The organism is Roseiconus lacunae (assembly GCF_008312935.1).
In the GTDB taxonomy this organism is placed as follows: domain Bacteria; phylum Planctomycetota; class Planctomycetia; order Pirellulales; family Pirellulaceae; genus Stieleria; species Stieleria lacunae.
Genome location: NZ_VSZO01000012.1, coordinates 244,562 through 268,424 on the forward strand (window position 1 = coordinate 244,562; position 23,863 = coordinate 268,424).

Here is a 23,863-nt window from a genome sequence, read left to right on the forward strand (position 1 = left end):
CTACTCTGGCGGATTATCGCAATTGGTCGAGAGATGACCAATCTATCGATTGAACTACCTGCATCGGAACCTTATTGGAAGCCCTCTTGAAATGAAATGTCTGCTAACCCCAATCTTTGCGATTACCTGCTGCCTGACACTGATGGGGCAACTTCGCGCTGAAACGGTCGTTGACTTTGAAGAGCTCAATGGTTTTGACGCCATGTTGCCCATTGCCGGCAGCACCCAGTTTTACGGCAGCGGCCACGTGTTTAATGGTTATGGCCAGGATGCCCCGATCGGATCGTTCAGCAGCCAGGGCGTCTCTTTCGAAACTGCCCCTTACGGACCTGGGTTTTCTTACTCTCGATTCAGCAACAGCTACATCCCCGGCTTTCTGAATCAGTTTTCTGCGTTGCCCGGAGGCGGCTCCGACGGAGCCGGTGGGACGATGGTTGGCGGAACGTATGGAATGGTTTACACCGGGGCCTCGACCACCAGCACCGGCGAATCAACCTCGTCCGCTTCGCTGTCGTTCGATGCTCCAGTCGATCTGATCTCCATCGATATCACCAATGCCACGTACGCGGCACTTTACTTTCGTGATGGCCTTGACGGGTTGGGGCTCGAACCCGATTCGGCCCACCAGTTTTCCACCGGTGACTACCTGTCGCTGACATTGACTGGATTTGATGACCAGGGTGGTGTGTCTGGTAGCACCACGATCGATCTTGCTCGCTTCGAAGGCAGCATTTTCGATACCGATGATTACATCGAGGGCTGGGAGACGGTCGACTTGAGTGGCTTCGGCAGCACGTCCTCGCTGGCATTCTCGATCGAATCGAGTGACTTCGATCCCCAATGGGGACTCAACATCCCAGCTTATGCCGCGATCGACAATCTACGTTTCGTCACGGCCGTGCCCGAGCCGTCTTCGTTTGCCTTGTTGACGATGGCGCTGTCGGCATTTGCGATTCGCCGCCGCCGATAGAACTCTGCCTGGACCAGATGCCGCTATCAGGTTTCGGCGAGCAATTGCTCGACTGTTTTTCGCAGCAGCGGCTCGCCGCCAAAGTCAATGCCTAGCGATTGCAGCTTACCGGTGACGATCGCGTTCTTTGCAACCTTTTCGGGACCTTCGATTGTCGCCGAACTTCCCGAAATTTCCCTTGCGATCGATGCGACTTGAAAGTCGCTGATCATCCGGTCACAACAGTTAAACGTCTCGCCACTGATGGCCGCATCATCGAGTTCGCCGGTGACGTTCATCAGCAGATGACAGGCCTTGGCGACGTCTTGGGCATGAACGCTCTTGCTGCCACCGGTTGCGGTGACCGCCTGTCCCGCGGCAACGGATTGAATGAGGTCGAACCATTTCGAATGTTTGACCGGGTCGGCGACACCATAAATAGCAGTCGGTCGGACACTGACACAGCACATCTCACTCGACTTGCCGTAGTGGTGCACCAAGGTTTCGACGGACGCTTTATAGGCACCGTAAAGCGTGTTGGGACGAAGCGGATGGGTTTCGTCAAGCTTAAAGTGGGGGAGCACGTCGTCGTGAACCGCCCCCGAGGAAACGAATACGAATCGCTTCACACCGGCTTGGTGGGCGGCTTCTAGTAACTGCAACGAGCCGGTCGCATTCCGCTGCCAATATTCAACGGGATCGTCTGCGGCATCCATCATCGACTCGCCCGTCCGATGCAGACCACTATGGATCACCGCGTCGACGCCCTCGACTAAGGCTTTCGTCGCCTGAGCATCACCGAGTTGTCCCGTAATCCAGAGCACAGGCCAGCGTTTGACGGGAGGTTTTTCGCCGCGATGCCACGCCTGCACGTCGTGAGTCTTGGCAAGTTCTCGGATCAGGTAGCGACCAAGAAACCCAGTCGCTCCGGTCAACGCAATTCGCATATTTCTATTGGGGCAGGTCGTACTTCGAGTCAATCTCAGCCAACGAAAAGGCCGTACCGAACGGTCCTCTCATCCGCAACACACTGTCTTCAGCAATGTATTCGGCCGCCAAGGTGGCGGTACATGACACCAGTATCGAAATGCACCTTACGCGATCCAATCAGTCACAGCCAATAAAAAAAGCCGCCTCGACCGGCTGGAAAGGTCGAGGCGGCTTTTTCGACTGAATCGAACGCGAGCAAATTTGTGCCCGCCTAATTGGCCATCGCTCCTGCGATCGCCGCCCCCGATTTATCGAAGCTCTTCTGAGTCTCTGTGGTCAATGCCGCTACCGAGCCGATGCAGACCGCGACGATCAGGGCCAACATCACCGCGTATTCAACCGCGGTAGTGCCGTCCTCGTCTCGCAGCAGCGAGAGCATGGAGCAAACGAGTTGTGGAGATTTCATATGGAATATGCTTTTTTGAGTCATTTTCGCTGGGAAATGGGCGCAGCCAATGAAACATAGACCACCAATCTGCGTAAACCGAACGGGGAGCGAGAGCAATCCGGGGGTGTATTAAAGAACAGGGGGCCCAACACCGGTTCGAAGCGGTTGTGCCGGTTGTTCAAAGTTTTCCCCGGACAGTTTGAGTGGATCACTGCGATCTGCGACGCCACATCGCCCCCCGGGCGTTCCCAACGAATCGTGGGACCGTTGCCCGCTGCGGCCGTCAGACTTAACCTGTTGCGATGCAGCGATTGCGACTCCCTTTTTTTCATCTCATCGATTGGCCTGATGTTCGGACCTGTATTTAATCGAGAAGCCATTGTCCTCCCCAAGCGATCGAAGACCTACCTGGCACGCGGATTGTATGTTTTGGCGATGTTCGGGCTGATCTGTACCGGATATTTGGTGCTCGACGGTTCTCGATCGCTGTCAACGGTGTCCGATTCGGCTCGGTTTGGCGGCTGGATGTTTTCGCTGCTCTCTCCGCTGCAGCTATTGGTCTTGTCCGCGTTGGCCGCGGTGGGCTCGGCGTCAAGCGTTGCCCAAGAAAAGGACCGCCGAACTCTGATTCTGCTTCTGATGACTCGGCTGAGTGGATTTGAGGTGGTGGTCGGCAAGCTGACCGCTACGCTGCTCGGACCGCTCTCGCTACTGCTGGCCGCGTTGCCGCTGTTCCTGGTTCTCCCGCTACTCGGAGGCGTCTCTCCGATTCAAGTGCTTTCGGTATTCGTTGTCACACTGGCATCGGTGGTTTTTGCCGGAAGTGTCGGTACCGTCGTTGGTCTGTGGCGTGAGAAAACATTTCAGGCGATCGCATTAACGGTTTTAATCTTGTTGATGCTGATCGGAATCGGCGAAATCACGGTGGCCACGCTGCAACTTCCCCAGGCATACGCGTTGGCGATCAGTCCGATTCGCGCACTAGCCGCGGCCGCGTCACCACTGGCCAGCCTATCGCCGGAGACATCACTTGGCGTCTCGCTTTTCAGTTTGTTGGCGGTTATCGCGACGGTCACCGTGTTGACGGTCGGCGTGCTACGTGTACGAATTTGGAACCCATCGCGTGAAGTAAGATTGAAAACGCCGGAGCCGGAGACGAGCGAAGAGGCGGAAGCACAACAATCGCCGAGCAGTTGGAAAGTCCGTCAGCCGCGACAGGTCTGGAGCAACCCAATCCTTTGGCGAGAGGTGCGAACGTGGGCTTACGGCCGCAAAGTAGTCATTATCCGCGTTGCCTTTGCACTTCTGTTCTTGCTCGGCACCGCAGTCATCTATGGCCAAATCCGAGACGGCAGTGCGTTCGAGCCAGCGGCGCGGATCGGAAGGTCATTACCCGCGGCGACCCTCCCGGTCGCCGCGATTGGTGTCATCAGCTTGGTCTTGGTCAACGCGTTGGCCGTGAATTCGATTACCGGCGAACGCGATGGCCTGGCGCTCGACTTGTTACTGGTCACCGACCTGAGTCCGCGCGAGTTCGTCTTTGGCAAATTGCTCGGCGTCTTTTTCGTGGGAAAAGAATTGATCTTGTTACCGATTTTGCTGATGCTCTTCTTGGCTTACCAAGGAGTGATGACGGTGGAAAATACCGTTTATGCGGTGCTCGGCGCGATCGTGTTGTATTTGTTTGTAACGATGCTCGGGATTCACTCGGGAATGAATTATGTGGCCGGTCGAACGGCTACCTTGGCCAGCTTGGGCACGGTGTTCTTTCTCTGCGTTGGCGTCGCGATCTGCATGACGATCATGGTTAGTTTTCGTGGCGCATTTCAATTACAACTGGCGCCGTTCTTAGTCATGATCCTCGGCGGTGGCGCCGCGTTGTTCGCGTCGCTCGGTTGGCGAAACCCATCGAGCGCCATCTTCTTGGCGTCGTTCACGCTACCTCTCATCACGTTTTATTCGATCACCCAATTCTTGCTTCAAACCGATCACCTGTTTGTGTTCTTTTCAATGGCGGTCGGTTATGGCTTCACGATCGCGGCACTGATGATTCCGGCCTTAAGCGAATTTGACGTTTCGCTTGAACGTGATCGCGGGGCCGAAGGGAACGGTTGATTGAGTATCCTTTCGCCGTATGCCGGTTGGCTGTTGCCGATGGCGATCCTTATCGTGCTCAGCGCTCTGTTTAGCGGGAGCGAAGCGGCACTGTTTTCGCTCGGTGCCCGCGATCGAAGGCGGTTGCGTCGAGGCGGGGTCGGTGGTCGAATCGCACATCGCCTGCTCGATGATTCCGAGCACCTACTCTCAGCGATTCTGTTTTGGAATCTGCTGATCAACATGACCTACTTTGCGATCGCGTCGATCGTCGCGGGAAAGTTAGAATCGGATCCCGATGCCGGCACCAGTGTTGCCGCCGTATTCACCGTGATCAGTCTATTGGTCATCATTTTTTTCAGCGAGATGCTCCCCAAAAGCATCGCCGTTCTCGCGCCGGCACGAGCATCGATTTTGTTGGCACCTCCGATGGGCGTGGCCGTCAATGTGCTCCGCCATGTCTTGCCAATCGTCAAGACATCCAATTTATTGGCCGGACGTCTTTTATGGCCCTCGTTCCAGCCAGAGACAGAAATTGATCTGGCGGATATCGAACGGGCGGTGGAACTGGGAACCGACGACGCGGCGTTACTTAAACGTGAACGCGTCGCACTGCGTAGCCTGGTCGAGATCGCCGACATGCGGGCGAGCGAATTGATGCGTCCTCGCAGCAAACTAAAACTGGTCGCACCGCCGCTCGATCGCACACTGACATTCGAAGGTCCGATCCCGGGTGGCTATGTCATCGTCACCGACGAAGATGGTGACCGGATGGTCGGAACACTCGCCGTTCGTTTGCTTCGGCCCAGCCACATGGATCACTTCGACCAATACGTCGAACCGGTGATCTATATCCCGTGGTCCGCACCGGTCGCGCGGGTCTTAAACCAACTTAATGAACAAGACATCAGCGTCGCAGTCGTTGTCGACGAGTATGGCGACGGCATTGGAGTGCTCTCGATCGACCGAATCTTTCGGCGGATGCTGGCTCCACAGCACGACCAATCAGACGAGGCAGTGGTCTCACTTGCGATCGAAGTCTGCTCGCCCGATCGTTGCCGTGTCGCTGGCAGCGTCTCGCTTCGTCAATTTGCCAAGCACCTCGGTGTCGAAGCCCCCGAAGGTTCCGTCGTGACCGTCGCCGGATTCATCCAACGTCATAACGAGCGTTTGCCGCGATTGGGGGACGAAGCGATCTTAGGAAATCATCGCTTGACCGTTATCGAGCAAGACGACGAAACGATGCGTATCGAAGCGCAACGGATCATCCTCGCCGATGAGAATCTAGGTGAAGGAGACGGCATCTGATGATCTTGATCGGCATCGCCATCTTCATGTTAGGTCTCGTCCTAAGCGCTTTTTTTAGCGGCAGTGAAACCGGTTTGTACCGCGTCAGCCGGACACGATTGGTCCTCGATGCGCTCGACGGATCTCCTCCAGCTCGGGCGATGATTTGGTTGATCAATCGGCCGACGATTTTTGTCGCGACAGCCCTCGTCGGAAACAATCTCGCTAACTTTTTGACCAGTTTTGCGATCGTGCTTCTGGTGAGCACCATGTTCGGAGCTTCTTCGACGGCCGAGCTAATCGGCCCGATGCTGATGACCCCAATCGTGTTCGTGTTCGGAGAACTGTTGCCGAAGTACTGGTTCTTCCAAGCGCCGTATCGATTACTGAATCTTGTGAGTCCGTTAATCCTTATCGCCACCGTGCTGTTTTTGCCGGTATCGCTGGTCCTGGCCGGTCTCTCAATCCTGCTCAGCTGGGTAACCGGTCAAACCCCGTTTCGACTTCGCCTGGCCATGGCACGAGGCGAATTCATGCAGGTCTTACGTGCCGGTGAAGAGGCCGGCGTACTACACTCCGGCCAACGCTCCCTTGTCGAGCAGTTGTTTGAAGTTGGAAACCAACGGGCAATCTCGTTCGCGGTTCCACTCGACCGCTTGGCAACGGTGGACATGCCGCTAAGCGAAGAAGAAGCAAACCGTGCCCGGCGACAAAATCATCCGATCGTGTTGGTTCAAGACGGAACACGCATCGTCGGCTACGTTCGCTATTCAGAATTGGCGACCGCCGGAGCGAACGCGGAAGTGCGACCGGTGATCCGTGACTCCGTGCAAAGCCGTCACTTGAAGGTGCTGCTACGGTTGTACGATGCCGCGAGCGAAGTGGCGTTGCTTTGCGATGAAAACGACGACACGCAATCGGTCGTCACGAGACGTCAACTGTTGCAGCCGATGATCAAGTCTTGATCAGACGCAACGAACAGCTCCCTTCGCTAGGAAACGTCGTCTTTGCGATAACCGAGCTGAGAAATGACGTGCAACATTTCATCGCACGTGATGTAGCGACGATGATGCTGCATCTTGTACTGGTCAATGGCCAACGCTAGTTCGCGTCCTGCCTCGGAGAGCCCTTCGTGCGAACTACCGAATTGCCGACGCTCTCCCGCACCGCGTGATCCGCCTTGCTTCCTTCGTTCGACAAAACCACTCTTTTGATTCGGCACGGAAGCTGACGGCGATGAAGTGGAACTGAGGGGATGAGATGTCACCAGGTCGGGTGTTTGCAGCGACTCGGTATCTGAGAACGACATGAAAAGGTCCCATGATTTGAAGGAACGTGACTGCCACATTGATGCGGTTGACGAACAGATCAAACATTCATTCCAGCCGCATCGGCCTACACAGTTCGTCACCCAAGCCTAGGTTATGGGGTTGGTCGATGCCCTGAGAAGCGGGAGAAAACACTCGAGACCGACCGAAGGAAAACCCGCATGTATCAGTCATATCCGACCGCGACGGCATTCTGCCTGCCGACTATTCGCTTCATTCGTTATCACCGGTCAAATCATCCCCCCCACGATCGCAAACCGGCGTCGCACGACGTCGCAAAAAGAAGGGCGGGAATCGATGACAACCACCGGACAAATGTTCGGTTGCCGCCGCACCGGCATTGCAAGTCGGTCTTGCAACTCTAACGTAGCTCACGCCCCTGTGAGGCTTTCCTGGCGGCCAATTGTTCCGGGGTCAAGAGAAAGTTTGACCAGCCACTTTCGATCACCAGCGTTTCGTCGAGACGCATCGCCTCGGCAATCTCTTCGCTCGCGCGAACCGAATCACCCTGTTCAAGTTTGATAGCGGCAATCTGCAAACACGGCTCCGCCATCTCCGGGGCCTGTAACTTGGCTTTAACAAAATGCTTGATCGCAAGTTCGGGACGATCAAGATTTTTCATTGCGAGCCCGCGCAACATGTGCACGCGAATCGGCAGTGAAGCGAGTGCGCTTTCATCTTCGGCCCGATCCAAGGTTGCCAGCACGCGGTCGTAACGTTCTTTCGCTAGGTAAATCTCTGCAACTCGCATCTTTACATCGACGATGTCGGGTTGCAGTGCTAAGGCGCGATGATAGGACGCGAGCGCCTCTTGAGACCGATCGCGGGCAACCAAACAGTCACCACTCAGAACCCAAGTATCCGCACTATCACGCTGTGATATCAGTGCGGTCTTCGCTTGGCTTTCCGCATCGTCAAGTCGCCCAACGTCTAAATACATTTGGCCCAAACGTACGACCAAACGTGGATCTTGCTCGCTGAGCTTAACGGCCGTTTCCATGTGTCTGATCGCCGCGTCTTTTTGGTCGCGGTTCCAATAAGCTTCCGATAGCCCTCGGTGCGCGCGATCGTCGGTCTTGCACAACACCAATGCCTCTTGAAACAGATGCTCGGCTTGGTCCCATTGCCCCTGCCGCATAAATTCCAAGCCGCTACGAGACAAACGGCGGGCACCGAGCGTCTCACCGTTGTTACCGATCTTACTTCGAATCGTCCGGCAGCCGCCCAGCGGCACCAGCAACAGCAGCATCCCGAACACGCTCGCGCATCGCCATCGCGAACGTTCAAACGTCCTGCGAAAAGCATGCTGCCGAACGCTTTGATCCATGGCGAGTGCTTCGTATCAATTGGGAAATCGAATTGGGCCCATCAGCCGACGCTTGTGGTTCACGGCGATGGCAGCGCAACCGTGGTGAACGCCTCGCGGCCAATCCTCAAGTCAAAAATTGGCATCACCGCGTCAAATTCGATGAACGAGTGTGTCTTCAAACCCGACCGCCATCCTTTCGCCCAGAGAGGGCCTTCATTGGTCGCGGACTTGCTGACAAAATAACCGTCTAGCAACACTTCGCGATCGACCGCAAGAGGTTGTTTTAAGTTCCTTCCCCCCTGCACCGCCCGCTTTGTTATGCCTTCCCAATTTGACGGTTTTGGAATCCGATTTTTGTATCCTGAAAATTGGGAAGTCGTCCAACGCGACGAAGACGAGGGTGACCAGGGCGTCACTTTGGATTTCCCCGGCGCCGGATTCCTCTCGATCGAACGTACCCAAGCAGATCGTTCGGATCACCTGATCGAAGGGATCATCGATGCGATCGAAGCAGAATACGAACAGGTCGAGCGTGATGAAACGTCGATGGAGATCCTACCAACAAACACGCCGGTGACGGACCTGCGGTTTTACTACTTGGACCTCATGATTGTCAGCCGCCTGCTCGTGCTCGATCATCTTTTTGATTCGCAGGGCGACGACGTTCTCGTTGTCCAACTGCAAGCCGAAAGCCGGGACTTTGATAAAAACGAACCGATCCTGTCAGCGATTTTGAAACAGATCCTCGATTCCGCGATCGAGACCTCGTAATCAGACGAGATCTTGCTTGCGTTTTTTTCGCCGACTGCGTGAACACTCGCGGCAGATGCCCTGAATAATCATTCGGTGACTTTCGACACGAAAACCGTGCAATGCGGCAACCGAATCTCGAATCGCGATTAATTCATCGCTTTGAAATTCCAGCAGTTTGCGACATCGAGTGCAGTACAGGTGATCGTGCTGCGGGTAGCCATAGTCATGGTCGTACACCGTCCGCCCGTCGAGCTGAAAACAATTCAGCAGTCCCGCATCGACACATTCACGCAAGGTCCGATAGACCGTTGCCGTGCTGACGTAGTTTTGCTCACCACGGCGCGGCAATCGCTCAATCAATTCTTCGGCGTCAAAGTGATCGTGCTGGCTGAACACCTGATCGATCAGAAACTTCCGCTGATTGGTCTGGCGCAATCCTCGCGACTGCAGGTACTCGCTGAACCGTTCCTGCGGAGAAAGTGAGACCTGGAGCGGTTCCACCTTGGTCGTCACGGAATCGCCTAGGGTCTCGTCGGACATCGTTGACGTGTCGGGCAATAAAGCTGATTAAAAGAAATAGTTACGGTAGTCTACACGCCGAGCAAATTTCTGTCGCCCGGTCCCGATATTTTGGGGAACTCACACGAAGTGAAAGCTCGTGTCACGCAAGGTAAAATCGACACCTCGACCTGGCCCTTGAATTTTTTTAGATCCAGCATCAGCCCGATCGCGTGCGATAGGGGTGTGGCCACACAAGCTGCTGTGACAAGTCGTCCGCCACCAAAACGAAACCGCACGCCGGTCGGCGTGCGGTCGTTAATTTTCCAAGCATTGGTGTGATCGGGGCCATTCCATTAACGCGGGTCCGGCCCGTGGGGCCGACCGACCAGGCGTCACAAAGAATGCCTGGCTCGCTCTTAAGTTGGACCGCATCGCTTTTGCCACAGTTCAGCCGCGACAAATGGGACGAACGCTCCTCGCCGGATCGATCACACACGAATCTGTCTTTGTGACAGCACCCTAGCCAAGGAGATCGAGGAACCGATCGAGGGCCGCATCCATTTTTTCAGGGGTGTCGTAGGCACCATCTGCAATTTGTCGACGAATGTCCGCCACTCGATCAAATCGGATGCCTTCGCCGGCAACCGCCGATTGGCCTTCGATTCGATTGGCGGCCGTTGCCGATGAACTGAGGTCCAGTTGATCAACTGGGCCTCGGCTGGCAGCTTGATCGGTGGCACGGGTAGATTCGTTGCCCGCGACCTGGCCGGTGGCTTGGACGCTGGACGTAGATTGAGTGGTGCTAACCCGAAAGGGGCCGTAGATTTGCATCTGAGCTTTGCTCCGGTGACGATGGGAGGATTATGCCGATTCCGATGACCGTCAACGGTAACGCATCGTGCATCGGTCGGCGTAGTGAGCGACGGGGGCCGGATTTGATAGCTATCGACAGGTGTAAATGGCCTTCAAATCGTTTCCGCGTCGGCCAAGAGCGCCGCGATCCATGTCCCAGGATGCAATCCATTCAGCTTTAAAGAGACTCTTGCTAGCGCAAAGCAAGCGGAAACAGTTTTAGTACTCGGCAGGACCGAGGGATCAACCTGAGTCTTTTATCAAACTTTCGGCGCGCATCCTGAGGACGTCGAAAGCGACCTTAGCAAACCGCCACGTTGCATTTCAAGCTGAATCTGAAACCCTTTTTCGAAAAGAACTTTTCCCGGTTCAGGTCACTTATTGCCACAGCCGTAACACGCTGACCAAATCATGATGTTGGTCCGTCCAGAGGGGTGCATGACGAAGCTGTTCGGCGCTGGCACTGGTGGCACCGGCAAGCCCGGGGGCTTGGAAAATGGAGTGTCCTTGGCGGGCAAGTATCATCCACGTCGAATGAGTCGTCCCGATCGAATCATCCCCAATGCCTTCAAACATTCGACTCTCGAGTCCTGCGTCGTCGCCGAGGCGATGGACCAGTGGCGAAAGTTCCAAATGATTGTTGGACGTATGGATAACCAAGACACCTTCGTCGGCCAATCGTTGTTTGTAAAGCCGCATCGATTCGCGAGTCAGCAGGTGTGCGGGGATGGCATCGCTGCTGAAGGCGTCGAGCACCAAGAGATCGAATCGCTTGTCGGTCAAACGCTCGAGAACCAATCGCCCGTCGCCGAGATGCCGTTCGAGTTGACTAGGACAATCTCGCATGAACGTAAAGTGGCGATCGGCAATCTCGATGACCGCCGGGTTGATCTCGATCAAATCGAAACGATCGTTCGGACGCCCATAGGTCGTCAACACCCCACACCCCAGTCCGACCACTGCGATCTCTAGCGCCGGGCGTTCTTGTTGCATAGCCTCGATCACATGACCGACACCGCTTTCATAACCGTAGTATGTCGTCGGCTGTGATTGATGCGGTTCATGCCGCTGCATCCCATGGAGCGTGCTGCCGTGGACGAGACAGATGCCGATCGGCTTTTCACGAACGGTCAACACGCCGAAGAAGTTGCGTTGCGAAGCAATCGTGCGATGCTTGGAAACAAACGCCATCGTGATGATGGGAGTCACCATTACCAGCAGCGCCCCGTACTTCAGTCGTGACGCGGCCGCCCAATCATAGTCCGGCCTCCGCCAACCGCGACAGGCAAAGAACAGCAGAAAGGTTAGTGCGGTGACCAAAGCGACGAAGAACGGTAGCTCGGCATGATTGTTCAACAGCAACGGACAGACGATCGCAACGATGATTCCCCCGAGTGCTCCTCCTGCCGACAGAAGCGCGTAATACAGCGTCAAATGATTCGTCGACGGTTTCAATCGAGCGACTTCGCCATGGCACAGTAAGCAAGCGCCGAACAACATCACCATGTAGCAGCTCGCTTCGGCAATCAGCTGGATGCTGCCAGGCAACATCGCTTTACCTTGAATCAATGCCAACGCCGCCAAAGTGACCGAGGCGATCGGCTTTGGTCGATACCACTGGGGCGAATCGAAACAAACGATGAAGCTGGCCAAATACAAACTCAGTGGCAACACCCACAAGAAAGGCACAACCGCGATGTCCTGGCAAACATGATTGGTAACCACCAACAACATCACGCTGGCAAGTGCGGGTAACGCAACCCAAACGCCCATCTGTAGTCGCGTGACGGGCGATGAAGGGATATCGGATTCAACCGCATTTGCTTCTCGCGATGGCCCACGTGAACGCATTCGTAGTAAACTCGCCGCGACGTAACCTTGAATCAGAACAAATCCTAAAAACAGCATCGACCACAGCGTCGACTGGTCGGAAACCGACAATACCGGCTCGAACAAAAACGGATAACTGAGCAGCGCAAATAGCGACCCAGCATTCGACAACGCGTACAAGCGATAAACACGCTCGCTGCTGTCTTGTAAACTGAGCCATGCCTGAATCAACGGTCCGGTGCTAGAAAGCACAAAGTACGGCAACCCCACATGTCGCGCTAACATCAATAGCAAGTAAAACGTGGGTGATTCGGTGCCGCTTGGTTTCCACGCATCGCTCGGTTCGATCGGGACCATCAGCGCCGCAACACAAAGAAGCGTCAGGTGAATGACGGCCTGCCAAACCGGCGAACACCACGTTCGCAGCACATGGGCATACAAGTAACCGCCGAATAGCAACACTTGAAAGAACAGCATGCATGTGGTCCATACCGCCGGCGTACCGCCGAACCATGGCAACACACACTTGCTGATGATTGGCTGGACCTGGAAGACCAAAAATGCCCCCAGTAACGTCGTCGCCGCAAACCACAACAACGATCGTCCCCGAGGCGAGTCGACGATGCCGACATCATCGGGATGATCTCCATCGATCGACGAACATTCCGATTGCGACGATACCGTGGCTTGAAGCGATGGAGTAGCTTGAAGCGATTCGGGGGCAGACATGTACGGTGACGATCCCACGTGTGAGTCAACGAGACACAACCGCCATACATTGGAAATCTGAGCGATCCAATGATACGGTGGCGGCAGAATGAACGTGGAAGCGTAGGTTTCAAAAAACGCTTGATCAAATGAAACGCGGTGACGATCTATTGATCGACTATGATCGACCGCGAAGGCGTCTGACGAACCGTGAAAGCGATTGCAACTGCGGCAAAATCAAACCGGTCAATGTGCTTCCGCAGCGGTCCAGGCCGACAATCAAATGCTGGAACGTCAACCGATCTTCGTAGAGAGTGTTGAGTAGTTCGTTGTCCGGGTCGCCACAGGAATCACAGAGTTCGATTCCGCTTTCGTGCATCCGCTCGACGTTGTATCGTTCCAACAACGTTCCGGGCGAATACTCCGCGTAGCGTTCGTCGAAAGCGGTTTTATAGCAGGCGACGTGACCATTCGACCTCACGTCGACCAACATCGCGATCGGCACGGAGTTGACGGTCAAACGTGACAAATCGAGTTTTTGGGAATCGATCAGTCGACCGACGACGTCGACGAAAAAGCGAAACGTTTCGTCTTCGGATGCGAAGGCTGTCGACGCGTTCCCCTTCCACCCCGAAGCTTCGATATCCAGAAAGGTTTCCATCCACTCCCGAGCCTGGAAATCCGATTGAGCGGTTTCAAAACTGATTTCGCCGAGTGATTCGAGTCCTCGAAGGGCACGGCTAAGTTTCTTGCGACGATTTTTGGACAACACGCGAGGAAAGTAGTCTTCGGCGGTGCCTTGGGGACGTAAAGCGGCACGTTGAAATCGGTCACGTCGAAACACATTCAGTGACCCGCGTCTCGCGGCTTCAAACAAGGCCAGATCAAACGCTGGCTCGCCGGAAACGGTGTTGAAATCCAACATCCGGTGACCAACATCGCGCAGCGTCTGCAAAATTCCTTCCAAGACCTCCACGACGCATTCCGCATCGATTAGCGGCGTCGAATCAAACGCTACTTCCGGTCGCCACGCTTGCGCAATGCGTAAAGGAATCGGCCCCAACGACTTTGTCACGATCGGAAGCAATCCAACCAAACGGTCGTTTCGCTCGGCGACGAGAACTTGGACCGCACCGTCATCAAGCGTTCTGAGAGCCGCCAACAAGAACTCCGGCTCGTAACACGGATTAGACCACGAACAATGATTCACCAACGATTCCCATCGCGGCAATAGCGTCAGTAGTTCGTGATTGGATGCGAAGCGAAACTGCAGCCCGACGCCTGGTGTTGTCGACGCGATGGGCGGCGGCAGTGGACGGGCGACAGACATCGATCAAGGGCACTCGTGGGGGAAGCGACGAAGGGAAAACCGACGAATCAGTTCAACCGTAGGTCGCGAAACCCACCCTGACGAAACAATTTGCCGATCGGAGCGAAATGCGACGCGAACGCCGAGGCCGACCGTAACCTCAAACCGCACCGCCACGGATCAGCAGGTGCCCCACTTAGAGCACATTCCCAGCTCAGCGGCACGGCCTTAGCAGCCGCTGTTAATCACGTATCAACCGCCGCCGGATCGATCGTCTAGAAGCTCACCGCATGCCACGAGATGACTAAACGGCGTTCGCCATTGCAGCCAATTGAACCGTCGCCCTGCCCTGCTCTTTTTCCAGGTACGCACGTCCAAATTTGACGTTAACGTGATCCCAAGGCAGCTTGTCCATCATCTCGTAGTTCTCGTGGACTTGGCGTTCGATATCAATACCGGCATCGTTGATCGCGGTCCACCAGCGTTCCGGATCAAGGTATTCGGTCCAGCCGTCCATTCGAGCACCGCGTTCCCATGCCATTCGAATCGCATGGCCGGTACGTCGGTCACCACGGCTGAGCACACCTTCGAGCAAACTGGTTTCGATGTTGTGGCATTTGACATTCACGCTGCGAATCTTGCGTCGATTCCACAGATACTTATGGGCCCATTTGAAGTACTCGCGGTGTCGCATCCCGTTCCATTGATAAGGCGTATGAGCCTTAGGGACAAAGTTCGAAACGCTGGCAGTCACACGTGCGTAACGACCGCGAACTTCTTTGCCGACCGTGGCGATCGTTTCGGCAAGGTCAACGATCCCATCCAGGTCGACTTCGCGTTCGCCAGGAAGCCCACACATGAAATACAGCTTGACGCTATCGAATCCGTTTTGAAACGCATTGCGACAACCTTCGATCAAGTCACTGTTTTTGATCTTCTTGCGAATCTGTTCTCGCATGTCGTCACGCGCGACCTCGGGTGCGAGCGTCAGCGAACTTCGTCGATCGGTTCCGATCAGTTGCGGCAACGATCGCAGTTGATCATTCACGCGCAAACTGGGCACGCTAATGTTGACCCCCAAGGGTTTAAAAACCTCATGCAATCGTTTGACCAGCGGTTCGAAGTGCGGATAGTCGCTGCTGGAAAGCGACAGGATGCTGATTTCATTGTGCCCGGTATTGAGGTAACTTTCCCAAGCGGCATCGACGATCGTTTCGACTTCGCGAATTCGTAGCGGGCGTTTGATCACGGTACTTTGACAGAACCGGCACAAGTGGGGACAGCCGCGCATGATCTCGATCGCGATTCGATCATGAACACAATCGATATACGGAACGATCGGCGAGGTCGGTAGCGGGATGCCATCAAGGTCCTTAATCACACTCGGTGCGATCGTGGCAGGAACGTCATCACGCGTTGGCTTCAGCCCCGCGATCCGTCCGTTGGCGTATGTGGGTTGATAGAAACGTGGGACGTAAGCATATTCCAGCGTCTTAGCGACTTCGGCGAGCGCATCCTCACGTTGCCGGCGTCCGGCTTCGCCATCGGCGAACGAACCATCCTCGCGGCGACAACGATTCTTTAACTTTAACCACAGATCACAAATCACCGGCAGGGCGGGTTCTCCATCGCCGGTGATCATCACGTCAAAATAGTCCGCCATCGGTTCGGGATTCTGGCAACAAGGTCCCCCAGCGACCATGAGCGGATCTGCCATCGTGCGATCCTTCGACTCTAGCGGGATGCCGCCTAAATCGATCATCGTCAACACGTTGGGCGAACTGATTTCGTACTGCAGACTTAAACCAACGACGTCGAACTCGGAGAGTGCCGTAAATGTTTCCAGGGTATACAGGGGGATCTCCTGCTCACGCAGCAGTTGCTCCATGTCCGGCCAGGGCGTGAATACACGCTCGGCACACCAGTCCTCGCGACGATTCATCAAGGAATACAGCACCTGCAATCCGTGGTGGCTCATCCCGATCGTGTAAGCATCGGGGAATCCGATCGCCAATTTGCCGCGCAACGTGCGGTGGTCTTTGACAACGATGTTCCGCTCACCGCCGACATATTGGGCGGGCGTTTGGACGTGGGGCCAGACTCGGGATTCAAGTTGTTTTCGCCGAATTTGATTGATCATGCGAGACGCACAGTTTTTGCGGGAGTGGGCAGTCGGGCTGCGAACGCCTAAAGTGTGACTGCTGGGGGGCTATTTACGCAAGGCAAACTCAATAGATGCAGGCAATCGACCGGTGAGTGATTTCGAAACAGTCGGAAAAGTAGATGATTTTGAGAAAGGCCGCGGGCGGGCCGTCCCGGTCAACGGCCGCATGGTCGCCGTCTTTCGTCAAGAAGACGGGGACTGGCACGCGATCGATGACTTGTGCCCACACATGGGTGCCTCTTTAGCCGAGGGGTACGTCGAAGGCAATTCGGTAACGTGCCCATGGCATGCTTGGCGTTTCTGTGTCGCTGACGGAACCTGGGAAGACAACCCCCGTGTCAAAGTCGATTGCTTCGAGGTCAAAATCGAGGGCGATGACGTGCTCGTCCGCGAAAAGGAAAAGGAATAGATCGCGGCGTCACGCGCGAAACCAACGCTAGACCTCAAAGGACTCGCCGACTTCAAGCACGACCGGTTTGGCATCGGTCTCGGCCCGAACTTCTGCGGCCCAATGAGCCGCATTTTGTTCGATCGGAGGCCAAGTTCCGTAGTGCGTTGGCAACACAATTTTCGGCTCAATGATCTTGATCGCTTCAATGCAATCGTGTGGCCCCATGGTGTAAAGATCACCGATCGGCAGCACCGCGATGTCCACCCCGCCTCCGTACCACTTCATGTCGCTGAAATAGGCCGTGTCACAAGCGAAATAAATCCGGCGGTCGCCGAGGTTCAAAACAAAACCGGCGGGCATCCCGCCGTAAGTGCCGTCGGGAAGTACACTGCTGTGGATCGCCGGCACCATCTTCAGCGATCCGTCGGGAAGCTCGATCTGGCCACCGATGTTCATGCCGACCACGTTTGTCAGTTGGTGCTTCTCTTGAAACCACTGGGCGATTTCGAAAATCGCGACCACCTGGGCACCTGATTTTTTCGCCACCGCGGGAACATCGCCCACATGATCAAAGTGTCCGTGGGATACCAGAACGTGGGTGCAGTCGGCGAAATCATCGGCGCCGACGGTTGCCTTGGGATTGTCCGCGAAAAACGGGTCCAGCAAAATTCGCATGGTTTTCGTTTCGATCAACCAGCTCGCGTGCGACAGCCATGTCAGTTTAATCATTTGCTTTCTGCGTCAGTTATCGTGGACTCGATGAGGGACACTCGACATCGCCAGTGCAACCGCGGCGTCAAGTTGTTTGCCGTGAACACCAACGTAACAACTTATCGGCTACGCGGGTCCGGCTCAGTACTCTTCACCACGTAATCGGGCAATCTCCATCGCATCTTTATCGCCGCGTCCAGAAAGGCAGACGACAAGATGCTGGTCGGGCTTCATCTCGGCAGCCAACTTCATGCCTTGGGCCAACGCGTGACTGGATTCGAGCGCGGGAATGATGCCTTCGGTGCGTGCTAATTTGTCAAACGCTTCCATCGCGTTGTGATCACCGCACTGGACGTAATCGACACGGCCGGTGTCTTTCCAGTAGCTGTGCTCGGGACCGACACCGGGATAATCCAGTCCCGCACTCATGCTGTGCACATCACAGGTCTGGCCATCGCCGTCTTGCATCACATAGCTGAAACTTCCGTGCAAGACGCCAGGCGCCCCATAGGTCATCGGGGCCGCATGGTCCCCCGGATTCGTTCCCCGGCCGCCGGCTTCGACGCCGACCAATCGCACGTCATCGTCTTCAATAAATGGATAGAACATGCCCGCGGCGTTGCTACCGCCACCGACGCAAGCGACCACACATTCGGGCAATTTCCCGAACACTTCGCGGGATTGGTCGCGAGTTTCACGACCGATCACCGATTGAAAGTCACGGACCATCGCGGGAAATGGGTGCGGGCCGATCACGCTGCCGATGATGTAGTGCGTGTCCTCGACCGACGACATCCAATCACGCATCGCCTCGTTGACCGCATCCCGAAGGGTTCGCGAACCGCTTTCGACGGGACTGATTTCGGCGCCGAGTAAACGCATGCTGAACACATTCGGTTTTTGCCGCCGAATGTCTTCGGATCCCATATAGACGACGCACGGCAATCCGAAATGTGCACACGCGGTTGCGGTGGCGACGCCGTGTTGGCCCGCTCCTGTCTCCGCGATAACACGTGTTTTTCCCATCCGCAACGTCAGCAGGGCCTGGCCGAGCGTGTTGTTGATTTTGTGGGCTCCGGTGTGATTGAGATCCTCTCGCTTGAGCCATATCTGGGCCCCGCCGCACGCTTCGGTCAATCGCTTGGCATGGTAAAATGGGCTCGGACGGCCGACGAATGTCTTGAGCAGCCCGTTCAATTCACGCTGAAATTCGGGATCTTTTTTCGCGATCTCATATTCGTCGATCAGCTGATCGAGGGCGCGGGTCAACGTTTCGGGGACAAACCGGCCGCCGAAATCTCCGAATCGGCCACGCTCATCAGGAACCGACGCCGATGCGGCGCCGGTCGAAGGGACGGTACTCATACTGCTATCGTTTGTTGTGGTTATGTTCTAGTGCTTCATCTAGATTAAAGGTGAGGTCCGGCTCATCAGTCGACGGACGTCAGTTTCGGCGATTGCGCCGAAACCGTGGCGAACTCCACGCGGCAAATCCGAATTTCAATAATCGCCGAAGCACGAGACGAGTTGGACGGTCATCGGTTCGGACAATTCAAGCCGACAAAAGGTTCCGCCGGAATCGATCCCCCTGCACATCTCGCCTGCACATCTTCCCCCGCTAAAGTCCCGTGGTCAACGCAGCTATCGGTAAGCCAACGAAATCCCATCCCCCCGGCTGCCAGCCGGGGGTGAAACCGGAAAAAGAAAAGGTTCTCTCGGCGGTTTCGTCGATCCCGATCAATACCGTGATGGGAATCGACTACAGCGGCGCGGCCAAAAGCGGGAGGACCGCCTGGGCCGCGGAACTGTTCTGGTTAGGAAAGGGCGATCTGACGGAAAAGCTCGACCACCCCACCCCTCGATTTCGACTCGTTTCGCTGCAACCGCTCGGACGACTTGCCGCCGGTGATGATCGTAAACGGGTCAACGCGTACCTGACAGACCGAATTCGGATCCAAAAGGAAACACTGTGGGGATGCGATTTTCCGTTCGGACTGCCGATCGAACTCGCACTCGGAAGTTGGAACGCCCAACTTAAACACACCCAACAATTCGACGGAAACGCCAAAGAATTTGGATTGTCACTGGTCGAGCGATCGCTGCAACAGACCGGATCGCTACACGTTCGCCGCACCACCGACAAAGAAACCAAGACGCCCTTTGATTGCTACCACTACCGGATCATTTACCAAACGTTCCATGGGATGCGTGACGTCTTATCCAACCTTCAGCGTGAACCCAACGTTGCGATCCTTCCATTTCAATACAGGCGAATGACGAACCCTTCGCTCAGTTCGATTCTTGTCGAAGCATGCCCTTCGTCAACGCTCAAACGGCTTAAACTGCCGTATCGAGGTTACAAACAGTCGGGCGGCCAATTGCCGACGAAATCACAGCGTGCCGTTCGCCGCGAAATCCTCGCGGTGCTTTCACAGTACGTCGACATCTCCGCCCATCGCCGCCGCTGTTTACTCAGCGATCCGGGCGGTGACGCATTGGACGCCGTGCTCGCCGGTTTCGGTGCCTGGTCAGCGTTCCGGCGCGTCAATCATTCTCAAATCGCCGCCCATCGCCGCTATCCGCGCGAAGGATATGTTTATTGCTGACCGATGCTAAACCGCCCGAACAGTTTCCACCTAGGCTGCCTCATTCCACCCAGCCTGACACATCAGGCCGGGAAAACGAACCTCTCAAAACATGCCACATGAGCCTGAGCGACTAACGAAGAAACGCATGTATGCCTGAATTACCCGAAGTCGAAACGATGCGGCGCGGAATCTTGCCGATTGTCGGACACCGGGTGCTAGCCGCCGAGTGCCCGCCTTGCGACCGACGCCCGATCCTAATGGAACCGTCGATCCGGACGATCAATCGCAAACTGGTCGGGCAACGAATCAACGGCATCAATCGCCTGGGAAAACGCGTCTTGATCGAATTTGAGAATGGTTCCACGATTGTCATCGAGCCTCGCATGACCGGACTGGTCTTATTGGCGGACCCACCGACGGTTGATCACCTTCGGTTTCGTTTGCGACTCCAAGGGGACGCCTGCGAGGAGATGCTGTTTTGGGATCGACGCGGACTGGGCACCCTGCGTCTACTCACTCCACGCGAACTTGAACAACGCGTCGGCGCAAAACTTGGCAAAGACGCGCTGGTGATCGAGGCAGAAGAATTGCGCGAAAAATTGGCTCGCAGCCGACGGGCAATCAAAGTCGCCTTGCTCGATCAAACCGCCGTCGCCGGGATCGGTAATTTGTACGCCGCCGAGATTCTGTTTGTCGCCGGAATCGATCCGCGTCGTCGTTGTGACCAACTGTCGAAGCCACAGTTCGAGCGAATCGTTGCCGCCACACGCGCCGTTTTGTACGAAGCGATCGATCACGAAGGTAGCACGCTGTCCGACGGCACGTATCGTAACGCGCTCAACGAGTCCGGTGGCTATCAGAACTATCACCGCGTCTACGATCGGGCAGATCAACGATGTATCCGCTGTGGCATCGGCACCATCCGGCGGATCGTCCAGGCCCAACGAAGTACTTTTTTCTGCCCGTGCTGCCAGAAAAAGCGGGGCCTGCACCCCCAGGTTGCCGAAATCGAAGTGTCGCCGAACTAGCATTTGCGGCTAAACTGGGGACATCGTGTCGGGTGAAACCAACCGCTTCGCGTGCGCCACGGTTTTCGCGCGATAACCGGGCAAACGATCATCGATCGCCAATTCACGTCGGTGAATAAGTCGAATCCAAGACCGTTGGTCGAGACGGAGCACGAGGCATGAACTGCGATGATCACTGAATCGACAAGCCGTACCGCCTTGCCTAATCCGGTGTTGATGTTTGCCAACCAAAGTCCGTTTGAGAAGAGTTTGCGATGAATACAACTTTCAGCCGACGAACATGGATCGGCGGTTCTGCCGCGATGGCTGCTTCGGGCTTACTCGGCCGGAAGACGTCCAACGGACAAGATCAACGCAACGCAAACTGGGAAACGACCACCCAAAAAGGACTCGCGTGGCTGCGCCGCACCCAATCGTCGCGCGGTCATTGGAACACGCAGGTTTACCCCACCGCGATCGCGGCCTTGGCGGGCACCGCGATGATCGGCAACGGTTCAACAACCACTCAGGGACCGTATGCCAATGAAATCGCTCGGACCGCCGACTTCCTGATCAGCAAAAGCCGCAGCAACGGGTTGATCGGTGACCCAAAAACCGATCAACGCTACACCTACGGACACGGTTTCGCGATGCTGTTCCTGTCGCAAGTGCTCGGCGAAGAAGGCTTGCTCGACCGCCGCAAAGAAATCGTTGACGTACTCACCCGCGCGGTTCAGTTCAGCGGCTATGCCCAAACCGAAGCGGGAGGCTGGGGGTACGTTTCGGCGGCCGAAGGCAACGACTTTGACGAAGGCTCAACGACCATCACTCAAGTCCAAGGTCTTCGCGGGTGTCGCAACGCGGGGATCCCCGTTAGCGGCGAAGTCATCGACCGCGCGAAGAACTACATCTATGGATGCAAAAACAAAGACGGCGGAATCAGCTACAGCAGCCGACAACGTGGCAGCAGCCGTCCGGCAATCACCGCAGCCGCTTTGGCGGCGCTCTACAACGCCGGCGATTACGATAGCGAGCACGTTCCCGAGATGTGGCAGTACACCAAGAAAGAACTGCACGGAATCAGCGACGGCGCCCGCAGCTTTGGTCACTGGCACTACACGTATCTTTACTACAGCCAAGTCGTGTATCGCCAAGGCGAAGACCTCTGGAAACCGTTTCGCACGCGGTTGTACGACCGTATCGCCAGCGAGCAGCGTTCGGATGGGTTTTGGGACCAGGGCCAAATCCACCCCGTCTACGTCACCGCCTGTAACCTGATCATGATGCAACTCGACTACGGCTATCTCCCGATCTATCAACGCTAGCTCAACGCGTTCCCATGCCGCTCGCGATTTCGTGTGCGGCTCTGGTTAGCGAGCCATTTACTTGGCGCTGACGTCGAACGCGTACAACAAATCTTGATCGCGAATGATCAACTTGCCGCCCGCAACGACTGGGTGCGCCCAGATCGCACCTTGCTTCCGTGGCACCGAAGTTTCTTGGGGAATGACCAACTTGCCGTGCGATTTGAATCCGTCGCGCGAGGGTTCGACTAGCTCAACACTACCATCCTTGTCGCCATAACAGTACAAACGCCCGTCGGCATAGCAGATCGATCCACTGCGGTTGGGACGTGCCCGCTCGGTCCACAACGATTCGCCCGACGCAAGATCTTGAGCCATCCAACAACCGCCGCTTTGTTTGGTGAACCCGTAGATCACACCGTCGACAAGCACGACGCCACCGTGATGGTTTTCCATCGATTTTGAATTCAATGCGTAGACCGAAACCGATGTTAAACCGTCGGCCGAAGGCACCAAACGAAGCAAGACGTTTCCGGCACCATAGGCACTTGTGTGATAGAGCAAATCGCCAGAGACAATCGGTGTCGGAATCACCGCGATGTTATTGCCCGTTGCAGAATCTTCGAAGAGTTTTTCGCCCGTCTTTACGTCGAACCCATACAAACCAGGTTTGCTGGCCGTTACATAGAAGGTTTTGTTCCCGACGGTCGCTTTGATCGGCGAAACGTACTCGGCGGATGCACTGACGCCTTTGCTTCCCCAAACTTGATTGCCGTTGCGACGGTTAAGTCCAATCAAAAAGTTATCTCCGCCGGGACACACGATCACACGGTTACCGTCAACTAATGGTGAAGCGCTGTAGCCCCACGTCGGAACCTTGCCGCCATACTTTGCCACCAGGTCAACGCTCCACTGCACGTCACCGTTGTTTCGATTCAGTGCGGCCACCACGCCTTTGTCAGTCCACGCGAACACTTGGTTGCCATCGACCGTTGGTGTCGAGCGTTGGCCGGCCCCCCAACCGGTGTTGTAATCATCGTCTTGACCGGCAGGCCCGATCGCTTGCGACCAACGCGTGGTTCCGTCGGTGAGTGACAAACAATCAACCACCGCTTGGCCGTCCTTTGATCCCATCGTGTAAACGAGATCTCCGACCACCGCGCAAGCCGAATAGCCAGTGCCGAGACCTTTGGCCGACCATGCCAAACTGGGGCCATCGGTCGGCCACGACTGCAGTAGGTTTTGTTTTGCCGCGTGGCCATCACGATTGACGCCACGCCACTGGGGCCAATTGGCATCCTGAGCTTCTGCGATTGTGCTGACGCAAAGCATTGCGACCAAGCAAAAGAATCGGATTGATTTCATCATCGTCACTGGTTAGCGGCGTAGGGGGGAGGCGG

General features: G+C 55.8%; 21 protein-coding genes. 9 read left to right on the top strand and 12 right to left on the bottom strand.

Annotated elements, in window-relative coordinates:
* The first annotated feature begins 91 nt into the window (after window positions 1–91).
* Window positions 92–970, top strand: coding sequence for a DUF4465 domain-containing protein (locus FYC48_RS17185; protein ID WP_149497959.1), 879 nt, complete (start codon window positions 92–94; stop codon window positions 968–970).
* 26 nt (window positions 971–996) lie between these two features.
* Here the strand turns inward: FYC48_RS17185 and FYC48_RS17190 are convergent, their stop codons facing one another.
* Window positions 997–1,896 (bottom strand): NAD-dependent epimerase/dehydratase family protein, encoded by a 900-nt coding sequence (locus FYC48_RS17190; RefSeq protein ID WP_149497960.1) that lies wholly within the window; start codon window positions 1,894–1,896, stop codon window positions 997–999.
* 254 nt (window positions 1,897–2,150) lie between these two features.
* On the bottom strand, window positions 2,151–2,345 hold the full coding sequence (locus FYC48_RS17195) for a Flp family type IVb pilin (protein ID WP_149497961.1): 195 nt from the start codon (window positions 2,343–2,345) through the stop codon (window positions 2,151–2,153).
* A gap of 330 nt (window positions 2,346–2,675) precedes the next feature.
* Here FYC48_RS17195 and FYC48_RS17200 point away from each other — a divergent pair, with 330 nt between their 5' ends.
* From FYC48_RS17200 to FYC48_RS17210, 3 genes are read left to right on the top strand one after another with little or no spacing between them, the layout of a single operon-like run.
* The gene (locus FYC48_RS17200; protein ID WP_149497962.1) at window positions 2,676–4,442 is read left to right on the top strand and encodes a hypothetical protein; all 1,767 of its coding nucleotides are present in this window, start codon (window positions 2,676–2,678) and stop codon (window positions 4,440–4,442) included.
* Window positions 4,443–5,729 carry a CNNM domain-containing protein gene (locus tag FYC48_RS17205; RefSeq protein WP_235034297.1) on the top strand — a complete coding sequence of 429 codons (1,287 nt, stop codon included), beginning with the start codon at window positions 4,443–4,445 and terminating at the stop codon, window positions 5,727–5,729.
* Entirely contained in the window at window positions 5,729–6,673 is a 945-nt protein-coding gene (locus FYC48_RS17210; RefSeq protein WP_235034298.1) for a CNNM domain-containing protein, read from the top strand. The genes FYC48_RS17205 and FYC48_RS17210 overlap by 1 nt, the downstream gene beginning before the upstream one ends.
* A gap of 26 nt (window positions 6,674–6,699) precedes the next feature.
* Here FYC48_RS17210 and FYC48_RS17215 read toward each other — a convergent pair whose 3' ends face one another.
* Entirely contained in the window at window positions 6,700–7,017 is a 318-nt protein-coding gene (locus tag FYC48_RS17215) for a hypothetical protein (protein WP_149497963.1), read from the bottom strand.
* Window positions 7,018–7,397: 380 nt separating this feature from the next.
* Window positions 7,398–8,363, bottom strand: a complete 966-nt coding sequence (locus FYC48_RS17220) for a tetratricopeptide repeat protein (RefSeq protein WP_149497964.1) — start codon at window positions 8,361–8,363, stop codon at window positions 7,398–7,400.
* Between the two features lie 300 nt (window positions 8,364–8,663).
* Here FYC48_RS17220 and FYC48_RS17225 point away from each other — a divergent pair, with 300 nt between their 5' ends.
* On the top strand, window positions 8,664–9,116 hold the full coding sequence (locus tag FYC48_RS17225) for a hypothetical protein (protein ID WP_149497965.1): 453 nt from the start codon (window positions 8,664–8,666) through the stop codon (window positions 9,114–9,116).
* Here the strand turns inward: FYC48_RS17225 and FYC48_RS17230 are convergent, their stop codons facing one another.
* From FYC48_RS17230 to FYC48_RS17250, 5 genes are all read right to left on the bottom strand, one after another.
* Window positions 9,117–9,638 carry a Fur family transcriptional regulator gene (locus FYC48_RS17230; RefSeq protein ID WP_149497966.1) on the bottom strand — a complete coding sequence of 174 codons (522 nt, stop codon included), beginning with the start codon at window positions 9,636–9,638 and terminating at the stop codon, window positions 9,117–9,119.
* Window positions 9,639–10,118: 480 nt separating this feature from the next.
* Window positions 10,119–10,430: a flagellar biosynthesis anti-sigma factor FlgM gene (locus tag FYC48_RS17235; RefSeq protein WP_149497967.1), complete on the bottom strand. Its 312-nt coding sequence runs from the start codon at window positions 10,428–10,430 to the stop codon at window positions 10,119–10,121.
* A gap of 399 nt (window positions 10,431–10,829) precedes the next feature.
* A complete protein-coding gene (locus FYC48_RS17240; protein WP_149497968.1) occupies window positions 10,830–13,010 on the bottom strand; it encodes a fused MFS/spermidine synthase in 2,181 nt (726 codons plus the stop codon).
* 157 nt (window positions 13,011–13,167) lie between these two features.
* A complete protein-coding gene (locus FYC48_RS17245; protein WP_149497969.1) occupies window positions 13,168–14,319 on the bottom strand; it encodes a GNAT family N-acetyltransferase in 1,152 nt (383 codons plus the stop codon).
* A 283-nt stretch (window positions 14,320–14,602) separates the two neighbouring features.
* Window positions 14,603–16,438, bottom strand: a complete 1,836-nt coding sequence (locus tag FYC48_RS17250) for a TIGR03960 family B12-binding radical SAM protein (protein ID WP_149497970.1) — start codon at window positions 16,436–16,438, stop codon at window positions 14,603–14,605.
* A gap of 112 nt (window positions 16,439–16,550) precedes the next feature.
* Between FYC48_RS17250 and FYC48_RS17255 the strand changes: the two genes are divergently transcribed.
* On the top strand, window positions 16,551–16,871 hold the full coding sequence (locus FYC48_RS17255; protein WP_149497971.1) for a Rieske (2Fe-2S) protein: 321 nt from the start codon (window positions 16,551–16,553) through the stop codon (window positions 16,869–16,871).
* A gap of 27 nt (window positions 16,872–16,898) precedes the next feature.
* Here the strand turns inward: FYC48_RS17255 and FYC48_RS17260 are convergent, their stop codons facing one another.
* Together FYC48_RS17260 and trpB are read right to left on the bottom strand one after the other, a co-directional pair.
* Window positions 16,899–17,582 carry a metal-dependent hydrolase gene (locus FYC48_RS17260; RefSeq protein ID WP_149497972.1) on the bottom strand — a complete coding sequence of 228 codons (684 nt, stop codon included), beginning with the start codon at window positions 17,580–17,582 and terminating at the stop codon, window positions 16,899–16,901.
* 123 nt (window positions 17,583–17,705) lie between these two features.
* On the bottom strand, window positions 17,706–18,929 hold the full coding sequence (gene trpB, locus FYC48_RS17265; RefSeq protein ID WP_149497973.1) for a tryptophan synthase subunit beta: 1,224 nt from the start codon (window positions 18,927–18,929) through the stop codon (window positions 17,706–17,708).
* Between the two features lie 263 nt (window positions 18,930–19,192).
* Here trpB and FYC48_RS17270 point away from each other — a divergent pair, with 263 nt between their 5' ends.
* The 3 genes from FYC48_RS17270 to FYC48_RS17280 all read left to right on the top strand — a co-directional run bounded on the left by FYC48_RS17270 (window position 19,193) and on the right by FYC48_RS17280 (window position 22,484).
* Window positions 19,193–20,170, top strand: a complete 978-nt coding sequence (locus FYC48_RS17270; protein ID WP_235034300.1) for a DUF429 domain-containing protein — start codon at window positions 19,193–19,195, stop codon at window positions 20,168–20,170.
* A gap of 131 nt (window positions 20,171–20,301) precedes the next feature.
* A complete protein-coding gene (mutM, locus tag FYC48_RS17275) occupies window positions 20,302–21,180 on the top strand; it encodes a bifunctional DNA-formamidopyrimidine glycosylase/DNA-(apurinic or apyrimidinic site) lyase (RefSeq protein WP_149497974.1) in 879 nt (292 codons plus the stop codon).
* Between the two features lie 254 nt (window positions 21,181–21,434).
* On the top strand, window positions 21,435–22,484 hold the full coding sequence (locus FYC48_RS17280) for a prenyltransferase/squalene oxidase repeat-containing protein (RefSeq protein ID WP_149497975.1): 1,050 nt from the start codon (window positions 21,435–21,437) through the stop codon (window positions 22,482–22,484).
* Window positions 22,485–22,541: 57 nt separating this feature from the next.
* On the opposite strand, the gene FYC48_RS17285 is transcribed toward FYC48_RS17280, so the two are convergent.
* Window positions 22,542–23,831, bottom strand: coding sequence for an outer membrane protein assembly factor BamB family protein (locus tag FYC48_RS17285; RefSeq protein WP_235034301.1), 1,290 nt, complete (start codon window positions 23,829–23,831; stop codon window positions 22,542–22,544).
* Between the last annotated feature and the right edge of the window lie 32 nt (window positions 23,832–23,863).